This window comes from Mesorhizobium sp. M4A.F.Ca.ET.090.04.2.1, from assembly GCF_003999085.1.
Classification (GTDB): Bacteria; Pseudomonadota; Alphaproteobacteria; order Rhizobiales; family Rhizobiaceae; genus Mesorhizobium.
Window position 1 is genome coordinate 1 of the sequence record NZ_RZOT01000221.1, and the last position, 9,119, is coordinate 9,119.

Here is a 9,119-nt window from a genome sequence, read left to right on the forward strand (position 1 = left end):
TAGCCGTCCGTCGCCAGCGCATCGGCCATGCGCTGCGAGTCGTAGACATTCATCTGACAGCCATAGGTCTTGACGAAGACTTTCTTCGTCGCAGCAGGCGCCGCCAGGCTGTCGGGCGCGATGCCGATATCGTTCCGTTCTGTCGTGTTCAGGTCCATCGGGCGGCTTCTAACGCCTTTCGGTGACAAAAAACAGACGATTCTGCGCCGTGGCGCCGCGCCCCTCGAACGCGCAACGGCGGCGTCAGCGGCTCGGGCGTGGCTCGGCGAGCGCCGCCTGCACCATCTCGCGCACCCGGCTTTCCATCAGCCTTGCCGTCTCCTTGCGGTTCGAGCCCTTGGAAAAGGCGATCGGCTCGCCGAAATGCAGCTCGACATCGAGCGCGCCCTCGGCGAGCAGCACCTTGAGATGCGGCATCAGGTCCTCGTCGCCGATCCAGGCGGCGATCGGCCGGTGGCGGCGTCCGAGCGGCACGCCATGCAGCCTGGTGTAGACGATCGCCACCGGCTGGATGAACACTGCCTCCGTCGCCCCTTCCGAAATCGCCATCGAGGCGGCGCCGAACAGCGTGCTCTTGAAGGGCAGCAGCAGATTGCCGTCGCCGGTCGAGCCCTCGGCGAACAGGACCATGGCGTCGCCATTGGCCATGCGGCTGGCGATTTCGCTGGCCTGGTCGCCCGAGCTGCGCTTGCGCTCGCGCTCGATGAAGACGGTGCGCTGCAGCTTCGAAAGCATGCCGATCATCGGCCAGTTCGCCATGTCGGCGCGGGCGATGAACTTCACGTCGACCCTGGAGCCGAGCACCATGATGTCGGTCCAGGAGATGTGGTTGGACGCGACCAGCAGTGGGCGCCTGGCCGACAGCGCGCCCTTGACGTGGATGCGCAGGCCGAGCGCCCTGGCGATCATCCGGTGCCAGATCTTGAGGATGAGGGTTTCCGGCCACAGCCCGGTCTTCATCGACAGGATCTGCAGCGGCACCAGGACCAGAGAGCCGGCGACGACGAGGCTAAGCGCCAGGAAAATCCTGATTTTCTTGATCATTCGCTCCGGCCCTGACCCGCGCCTTGGCTAGCGAAGATCGCGGCGCATGACAAGCGCGCCGGTCGGGCCGCGCTCGGGGGATCTGTAGTAGTTGGCGCGCTTGCCGACCTCGCGGAAGCCGAGGCGCCGATAGAGCGCGATGGCCGCGACATTGGTCTCGTCGACCTCGAGGAACAGCGCCTCGGCGCGTTGCGCGTGCAATTCGCGCAGCACCGCGTCCATCAATTGCCAGCCAAGCCCCTGGCGGCGGTGGGAGCGGGCGACGGCTACGGTGAGAATCTCGCCCTCGCCCGCCGCCAGCCGCGCCAGCACGAAGCCGACCGGCGGCTTGCCGCCCTGTCCGGTTTCGCGCGCGGCATAGCCGAACACGGTGTGCTGTTCGAGCAAAGCCGCGAACTCGCCGTCGGTCCACGGCCGCACAAAGTCCTCGTGATGCAGCGCCGAGATCGCCTCGCTGTCGGCAACTGTCAGCGGCTGAAGCGCATAGTCCCTACGGCGCGGCTGAAAGAAGGGAATGCGCATCAACTCTTTTTTCCTTCTGGACCATGATCTTGCCCAAAAACCGGGTTCCACTTTTTGGGATCATGGTCCTGTCTTGGAAGAATGAAGCCGGCCTGCGGCTTGGCATCGGCGCCGCGCAGATAGAGCGGTTTCGGCTTTTCGCCCGCGCCTTTTTCAGCGGCTAGGCGGGCATAGACCGCTATGTCGGCGGTGGCGCCGGTCGGGCCGATGTCGAAAGCGCGCCCGCCCGAGGCGGCGATCTCTTCCGCGGCTGTGCCGGCAAGCACAGCGGACGTCTCCACCGCTATCGCAGTGGCTTGCGCAAGCGTGGCCACCACCGGACCGTAAGTCAATACTAACGCTTTGTCGAAGGCGGCGGCATGGATCTCCTCGCGCCCGGCGTCAAGGGCGGCAAGCACGGCGCGGCCGGGAAAGGATGCGGCCGCTTCCGCAGCCAGGGCTTCGAGCGTGGTCACGCCAATTGCCGGGATCTTCAGCGCCAGCGCCAGGCCGCGCGCCGTAGCGACGCCGACGCGCAGGCCGGTGAAGGAACCCGGGCCGACGGAGACGGCAATGGCGTCGAGGCCTGCGTAGCGGGTCTTCGCCGCTTTAAGCGCCGCGTCGATGACCGCCATCAGATGCTCGGCATGACCCTTGCCGAGGTCGAGCACCTGGCGGCCAAGCTCGCTCTCCGCCGCCGTGTCATAGACGCAGGCGGCGCAGAGAGTGGCGGCACAGTCGATGGCAAGCAGCTTCATGGTGGCCAGTTAATGCCTTGGGTCGAAAAAACAATTCCCTGTGCCCAACACGGCCCGTCCCTGCAAGGGGCAAGCTCGACATTTGTTAAGCGGCTTAACCTCGGCCGGCCGGAAAATGATCCTATTGAGGACAGCGCCGACCAGGGGTCTTGAGATTCAGGCCGCCTGCTCGATGCGCAGCATGTGGTTGTCCCAGATATAGTCGGGCTCGGAGCGCATCGTGCCATTGCCCTCGACGATCTCCCCGGTGCCGGTCGTGGCCATGAAGCCCGAACCGTCAGGCGCCAGGCCGCAGACCTCGACCAGCGCCCTGGTGGCGACGATGCGGCCGCTGGCGGCGTCAATGACGGCGAGCGAATTGCCCTCCGGCGATGTGACGGCGACGGTGCCGGCGGCCGGATTGGCGGCGACCGAGCCGATATAGTTGCGGAAGCCCGCGAGCACATCCTGCGGCACGTCGAGCAACTGTAGGTCCTTGCCGCGCGCCGCGCGACCGATCAGCAGCGGCCGGTCGGTCGCCGGGCCGCGATACTGGCAGCCGAACCAGACCGTGCCGGACTGGTCGCAATCCATGTGCCGGATAGACAGCTGGTGCAGCGCCGAGGGCAATTCGTGCTTTTCGATCAGATCGCCGGTGATGCGGTCGACCAGAACGTAGGACGGCTTCATGGTGGCGATGTTGAGCTCGGCGCGGCCGTAATCCGGATGGGTCTCGATGCCGCCATTGGCGACCGCGATCGTCCGGCCATCGCCGAGCAAATGCAACTCATGCGGCCCCATGCCGTAGGTCGGGAATTCGCCAACGCGCCCGAAACCTGAGCGCGCGTCATAGACGCCGACGACGCCGGCGGCGTTGTCGAAGTCATTCTCGGTGGCATAGAGCAGCGCGCCGTCGGTCGAGAAGACGCCGTGGCCGAAGAAATGTCGTCCGGTGACGCTTGCGATGGTCAGCGGCTTGTCGCGACGGGTGTGATCGAAAACCACGGCAAAGGTGCCGGGCTGCCGGGCAAAGACCACGGACCGCTTCGAGATCGGATCGAAGGTGACATCGTGGCCACGGTCGGGCAGATCGATCGCATGCAGCACATTGCCTGCCTCGGACAGCACGGCGGCGCCATAGCTGCCGTCGCGCTTGACGAAGGCGGTGGCGAAGACCGCGTCGGCATCAAGCGTCTTTGCCCAGGCCCGCGGCGCCATCCCGGCGATGAAGCCGGCGCCGGCGGCCCGCAGGAAATCGCGGCGGTCGATCAGCGGCGTGCGGGGCAAGATCATCGCTCAGTCCCCATCCAGCGAGGAGAAGCCGGCGGTCAGGCCGAATTCGGCGGTCAGCCTAGTGCCGATCAAGGTCGTCAGGCTCGAGGTGATCAGCGCGAAATGATCAAGCTTGTCTCGCAGCTCCGGATCGGCGAGCGCCTTGTCGATCGGACCGGTGACGGATTTGGCGGTCGCAACACCATTGGCGAGCTGGATGTGGATGGACTCGGCCATCCATTGCGCATCGGCCGGAAGCGCATCGCCAAGCTTCGAAGCCACGAACAGCGCATCGATACCGGAGAGATTGCCGGCCAGGGAATTCGTCGTGTTTTGCGAGCGCCAATAGATCGCCTGCCTGGGCTTGTCGCCGTCCGGCTTGCCGCCCAGGAACCCTTTGAGGCGCACGTCGCGGACCATCTCCAGCTCGTTGATGAAGACGCCGACCAGCTCGGTCACCGCTTCGGTGCCGTCGCGGTAGAGCGCGTTCTGCGGTCCCGGGTTGGCCCAGAGCGCGGCAAATCCGTCCGGCTTCTTCCACGCCACATCAACCTCGGCGGCCATCGTTTCGATATTGCCGGCGACGGCCGCGCCGTAGCCGCAGCGATAGGGATCGTCCTTGCCGGCAAGGGCGTCGGCGCCGTCGCCGTAAAGCACGAACTCGAGCGCGCCGAGCCCTTGCATGGCGACGCTCTTGTCCGCCAGTTGCGCCGGATCGGTGGCGGTCGGGTCCTTGCCGGCCAATGCCGCCTGCACCTGCTTCAGGCCGATACCCTTGCGGTCCGGCCAGTAGAGCATGCGCTCCAGCCGGTTGTTCTCCTTGATCGGCCCGAAAGCGATGATTTCAGCCGATGACCAGGCCTCGACCGTGGCCGAGAACTCGACACGCGCCGCCTCGAGGCTGCCTTGCGACGGCGCATTGCACAGCGTCCGCATGGCCTTGGTCAAGCTGCCGGCATGGTCGTGCAGGCTGGCATAGGCAGGGCGGATAAAGCCATCGATCGCCCGCTGGATGACAGCGGAAGCCTTCACCTCAGCCGATGCCGGGGAAACGCCAAACAGCGCCAGGGGAAAGAGGAGAGCAAACGCAAGACGCTTCGACATCACAGGGACTCCAGGAATTTGACCAGCGCATCGCGATCGGCAGCATCGGCGGCGGCAAAGCGGTCGCGCGCCTTCTGCCCCTCGCCGCCATGCCACAGGATCGCCTCGGCGAGGGTGCGGGCGCGCCCGTCATGCAGGAAGAACATATTGCCGTTGACCGTCCCGGTCAGGCCGATGCCCCACAGCGGCGGCGTGCGCCATTCGCTGCCGGTCGCGTCGCCGACAGACTGTCCATCGGCGAGGCCCGGCCCCATGTCATGCAGCAGGAAGTCGGAATAGGGCCAGATCAACTGGAAGGCCTGCGCCTTGTTGGGCGTGCCGCGCAAGGTGACGAATTTCGGCGTATGGCAGGAAATGCAGCCCATCTCGTAGAACTGCTTCTTGCCTGCCAGCACCTGGCGGTTATCGATGTCACGCCGGGCCGGCACGGCAAGGTTCTGCGAATAGAAGGTGACGAGATCCATGACCGGCGGCGGCGCCTCGACCGGGCCGAGCCGCTGCTGCACGCCGTTCGGCATGGCAAGGCAGGCCTTTTCGGCCTCCGTGCAGTCGCCCCAATGTTTCGGCGCCTCCGGCGTCGAGATGCCGATGTCGCCGGCAAAGGCCTCCGCCGCCTGCTCGCGGATCGACGCGGTCTGCGCCTTCCAGCCGAAGCGGCCCAAAGTCACCTCGCCGCTCAACTCATCACGCACAATATTCGGCCGACCGAAGATGCCGTCGCCGTCGCGATCGTCCGGATCGACATGGGCGAGGATGTCGGCGGGCGCGATCTGCTCGATCAGGCCAAGGCCGATCATCGGCGGCGTCAGCCGCGGCGACAGCGTGGTGCGCGGATCGAGCGGACCATACGCCAGCCCTTCGACGGAATAGCTCGGCTTGCGCAGCGAGACGACGGAGCCGTCGGCGAGCGTCACTTTCTCTTCCTGGTAGCCAACGCGCATGCGGCCTTCGCCCTTGAGGCCAGGAACCGCCAGCTCCTGCAATTGCGAGCCGTAGACCGGATCGGGGAAGTTCAGCAGCTTGTGACCGGCAAGCTCGGCTTTCTCTTGCTCGCTGCTTGCATCGCGCGCCAGGCGCAGGAACATCGAGGTGGCGCCGGCGCCACCTGCCGGCGGGCGGCCGCGGCCGTCCTTCAGATGGCAATTCTGGCAGGCGCGCTCGTTGAACAGCGGCCCAAGACCGTCCGATGCCTGCGTCGAGGACGGCGAGGAGACCCAGTTCTTGCGGAAAAGCGCATTGCCGAGCTTGAAGTTGCCCTCCTCCTCGAAGGTGATGTTGGCGGCGGGCTGGGAGAAGGCGTCGCGGCTGACGTCCTTGCGCGAGGTGCCGGCGCCACCCTGTATCAGCTCGAATGACTCGGGTTTGGAGAAGTCCGCGGTTGGCCTGGTGACGGCGATGACGCGCGCCAGGTCCTTTGGCGTCAGATCGCTGCGCGTGGCGGCAAGGTCTGCGGGCAGCGGGTCTCCAGCCAGCGCTGAAGCGGTGGCCATCACGGAAATGAGAGAAAGCCCGCGAACCAGCCAGGCCAGCGAGCTTTCCCTGGAAGGCGAGGAAGGCGAGCCTTCGGCCCGCCGCGAGCGGCGCAGGAAATCTAGGCGGCGCCGCATTCCCGCATGTCCTTACTCCGCCTCGTTGGCCGAGTCGGCATTGAGCTGGCCGTATTTCTCCTCGCCGATCGAGGCGAGCAGGTCGAGCTGCGTCTCGAGGAAGTCGATGTGACCTTCCTCGTCGGCAAGCAGTTCCTCGAACAGTTTCATCGACACGTAGTCGCCGGCCTCCTGGCAGATCTCGCGCGAGCGCTTATAGGCGGTGCGCGCGTCATACTCGCCGGCAAGATCGGATTCGAGCACTTCCTTCACGTTCTGGCCGATGCGCAGCGGCGCCACGGACTGCAGGTTCGGATGCCCCTCAAGGAAGATGATGCGGGCAACGAGCCGGTCTGCATGCTGCATTTCCTCGATCGATTCCGCCCGTTCCTTCTTCGCCAGCTTGGTGTAGCCCCAGTCTTCGAGCAGGCGATAGTGGACCCAGTACTGATTGACGGCCCCCAGCTCCAGAAACAGGGCCTCGTTAAGCCGCTCGATGACCTGCGGTTCGCCTTTCATGGGTTCTGCTCCCGTATTGGCCGCGCAAGCCTCTGACGCGGTCCAGGTGTGAAACGATGTCGGCGCCGCTCGCCTCAGAGCGGGCGTGGTAGTGCTCGGTGACCCGAATGATCGTTTCCACCACATTTGGGAAGCAGCCGCAACAGCGACCGCGCTTGCGCATGGCATGATAGACCTTGGCCGGCACGATGAGCTGCCAGGGATCCTCATCCAGCAGCCCTACGATCGTCTGCTCGATCTCCTTCTCGGTGATGATGTTGCAATGGCAGATCAGCATTCACTTGCCCTGGCTGACGGCGCCGCTCCGGCGCCGTTTGGCTTGTTTCTCATTCGAGCACGATCTTGTCCAAAAATCGGCTTCCACTTTTTGGGAGTATGCTCGCGCCTTACTTGAATACCTTGTCCGGCGCGTCGAGGCTGTCGGAGCCTTCGAAGGCGATGCTGTTGAGCTTCAGCGAGCCGACGGCGCGCTCGATCGACTTGGTCTGGTCGATCAGCGCATCGATCGCCGCCTGCACGGTGGCGTTGCCTTCGGTGTTGCCCTCGGCGATCTGCTGGTCATAGGCCTCGCCGGCCAGCGCGCGCGCCTTGATCGCTTCCATCTTGGCGACGGAGGCATCGAGCTTATCAGACAGCTCCTTGTCGATCGCCGGGTCGGCGACCTTGACCATGTCCGATACCGAAGGTCCGGAAACGACCGTGCCGTCGAGGCGCGTGTAGCTGGCGTGGTAGGCGGCGCGGATGCCGACGGCGTCATAGAGGTGCGAGTTGTAGGTGTTGTCCGAAAAGCAGTCGTGCTCCTCTTCCGGATCATGCAGCAGCAGGCCGAGCTTCATGCGCTCGCCGGCGAGTTCGCCATAGGACAGGGAACCCATGCCGGTGAAGATGGTCGAAATGCCGGCGTTGGCGTCGCCATCGACCAAGTTCTTGCGGGCGGCGCCGTCTTCCTTCCAGTTGTTGACCATCTCCCGCAGGTCGGAAACCAAAAGGTCGCTCGCCGACTTCAGATATTCGGCGCGGCGGTCGCAATTGCCGCCGGTGCAGTTGGCGAGGTCATAGTCCGTGTAGGGCCGCTCGCCGGCGCCGGGACCGGTGCCGTGCAGGTCCTGGCCCCAGAGCAGGAACTCGATGGCGTGATAGCCGGTCGCGACATTGGCCTCGACGCCGCCGGCCTCCTGCAGCGTGCCGGAAAGGAATTCTGGCGACAGCTTCGAGGCGTCGACCTTCTTGCCGTTGATCTCGATCTCCTTGTTGGCGATCACATTGGCGGTGTAGAGCGAATTGGTGTCGGACTCACTGCCGTAGCTCTTGGCGACATAGTCGATCAGGCCTTCGTCCAGCGGCCAGGAATTCACCTTGCCTTCCCAGTCGTCGACGATCTTGTTGCCGAAGCGGTAGACCTCGGTCTGCTGGTAGGGAACGCGCGATGCCTTCCAGGCTTCCCGAGCGGCGTTCAGCGTGTCCGCCGAGGGCTTGGCGAGCAGCGCGTCGACGGCCTTGTCGAGGGCCTGCGCCGTGGTTAGCGAATCCTCGTATTTGGCGAGTGCGATGTCGGCATAGGTCTTGATGACCGCCTTGGCGTCGGTTTCGGCCTTGGCCGGCAGCACAAACACCGCCGCCGTCAGCGCGGCAGTCGCGCAGATCGCAGCGAGCCTGCCGCCATTACGTGCTGTCATCATCGTTCTCCAGTTCCTTGGGAATTCGCTAAAAGGCGCGCGTGCCAGACCGTGACGAGGCATGGGTATGCCGCCGGGCACAACATAGACCGCGCCGTCGCGCGGTTCGTGGAAGACAGACACCGAAATGCCTCCAATCGAAAGGGTTCAAGGCCCAGACATCAAAGGATGCGCTTGCCGCGCGAGCCTCCATAAAGCGGCGAAGGGGTTGGAAGTCAACAGGTCCACCCAAGAAAATTCAATTGAAACAACTGTTTAGAATAATTCTAAACTACAACTATCAACTTTAAGCCTTTGCCGATGCGACGTAATCATGGAATGCGGCGATTGACAGGCGACCATTCCGGGTGCGACCCGGACCGGGGCTCTTGCGACGGCGGCAGACAATCGCCACGTGGCGGAAGATCCTAGATTTGGGCGCAAAAAGGGCTGCGATGAAGAACGGGGTGGTCATTGTCGGTGCGGGTCACGCTGGCGTGCAGGCGGCGGCGAGCCTGCGCGAGGAGGGTTACAACGGCCCGGTCATCCTGATTGGCGACGAGAGCGAACTGCCCTACCACAAGCCGCCGCTTTCGAAGACCTTCATCAAGGACCCGGACGCAAAGCCGCAGCCCCTGCGCGGCGAAGCCTTCTATTCAGGCAGCGCCATCGACTACCGGCCGGGCGTCCGCATCGAGGCC

Annotated in this window: 10 protein-coding genes and 1 pseudogene; 1 reads left to right on the forward strand and 10 read right to left on the reverse strand. The window is 64.7% G+C overall.

All coding sequences use genetic code 11. The features are described from left to right. From EN781_RS16850 to EN781_RS16895, 10 genes and pseudogenes are all read right to left on the reverse strand, one after another. Nucleotides 1-158 (reverse strand): annotated as a pseudogene (locus tag EN781_RS16850) (tRNA (N6-isopentenyl adenosine(37)-C2)-methylthiotransferase MiaB); the annotation flags it as partial. A gap of 85 nt (nt 159-243) precedes the next feature. Further along, on the reverse strand, nt 244-1,044 hold the full coding sequence (locus tag EN781_RS16855; protein ID WP_126056679.1) for a 1-acyl-sn-glycerol-3-phosphate acyltransferase: 801 nt from the start codon (nt 1,042-1,044) through the stop codon (nt 244-246). Nucleotides 1,045-1,071: 27 nt separating this feature from the next. Continuing rightward, nucleotides 1,072-1,566: a ribosomal protein S18-alanine N-acetyltransferase gene (gene rimI / locus EN781_RS16860; protein WP_127400164.1), complete on the reverse strand. Its 495-nt coding sequence runs from the start codon at nt 1,564-1,566 to the stop codon at nt 1,072-1,074. Further along, a complete protein-coding gene (gene tsaB, locus EN781_RS16865) occupies nt 1,566-2,303 on the reverse strand; it encodes a tRNA (adenosine(37)-N6)-threonylcarbamoyltransferase complex dimerization subunit type 1 TsaB (protein ID WP_127400165.1) in 738 nt (245 codons plus the stop codon). Before tsaB ends, rimI begins: the two co-directional genes overlap by 1 nt. A gap of 156 nt (nt 2,304-2,459) precedes the next feature. Continuing rightward, nucleotides 2,460-3,575, reverse strand: a complete 1,116-nt coding sequence (locus EN781_RS16870) for a DUF1513 domain-containing protein (RefSeq protein WP_126056682.1) — start codon at nt 3,573-3,575, stop codon at nt 2,460-2,462. 3 nt (nt 3,576-3,578) lie between these two features. Beyond that, complete coding sequence (locus tag EN781_RS16875; RefSeq protein WP_126056683.1) at nt 3,579-4,658, reverse strand: imelysin family protein; 1,080 nt, start codon at nt 4,656-4,658, stop codon at nt 3,579-3,581. Continuing rightward, complete coding sequence (locus EN781_RS16880; RefSeq protein WP_126056684.1) at nt 4,658-6,265, reverse strand: di-heme oxidoredictase family protein; 1,608 nt, start codon at nt 6,263-6,265, stop codon at nt 4,658-4,660. The genes EN781_RS16875 and EN781_RS16880 overlap by 1 nt, the downstream gene beginning before the upstream one ends. 12 nt (nt 6,266-6,277) lie before the next feature. Beyond that, nucleotides 6,278-6,763: a bacterioferritin gene (gene bfr, locus EN781_RS16885; protein WP_126056685.1), complete on the reverse strand. Its 486-nt coding sequence runs from the start codon at nt 6,761-6,763 to the stop codon at nt 6,278-6,280. Then, nucleotides 6,729-7,040, reverse strand: a complete 312-nt coding sequence (locus tag EN781_RS16890) for a (2Fe-2S)-binding protein (protein WP_126056686.1) — start codon at nt 7,038-7,040, stop codon at nt 6,729-6,731. The genes bfr and EN781_RS16890 overlap by 35 nt, the downstream gene beginning before the upstream one ends. 109 nt (nt 7,041-7,149) lie before the next feature. After that, nucleotides 7,150-8,439, reverse strand: a complete 1,290-nt coding sequence (locus tag EN781_RS16895) for an imelysin family protein (RefSeq protein WP_126059250.1) — start codon at nt 8,437-8,439, stop codon at nt 7,150-7,152. Between the two features lie 434 nt (nt 8,440-8,873). On the opposite strand from EN781_RS16895, the gene EN781_RS16900 reads away from it, so the two are divergent. Continuing rightward, nucleotides 8,874-9,119, forward strand: a 246-nt coding sequence (locus EN781_RS16900; protein WP_189347632.1) for an FAD-dependent oxidoreductase, incomplete at its 3' end; no start/stop codon positions are given.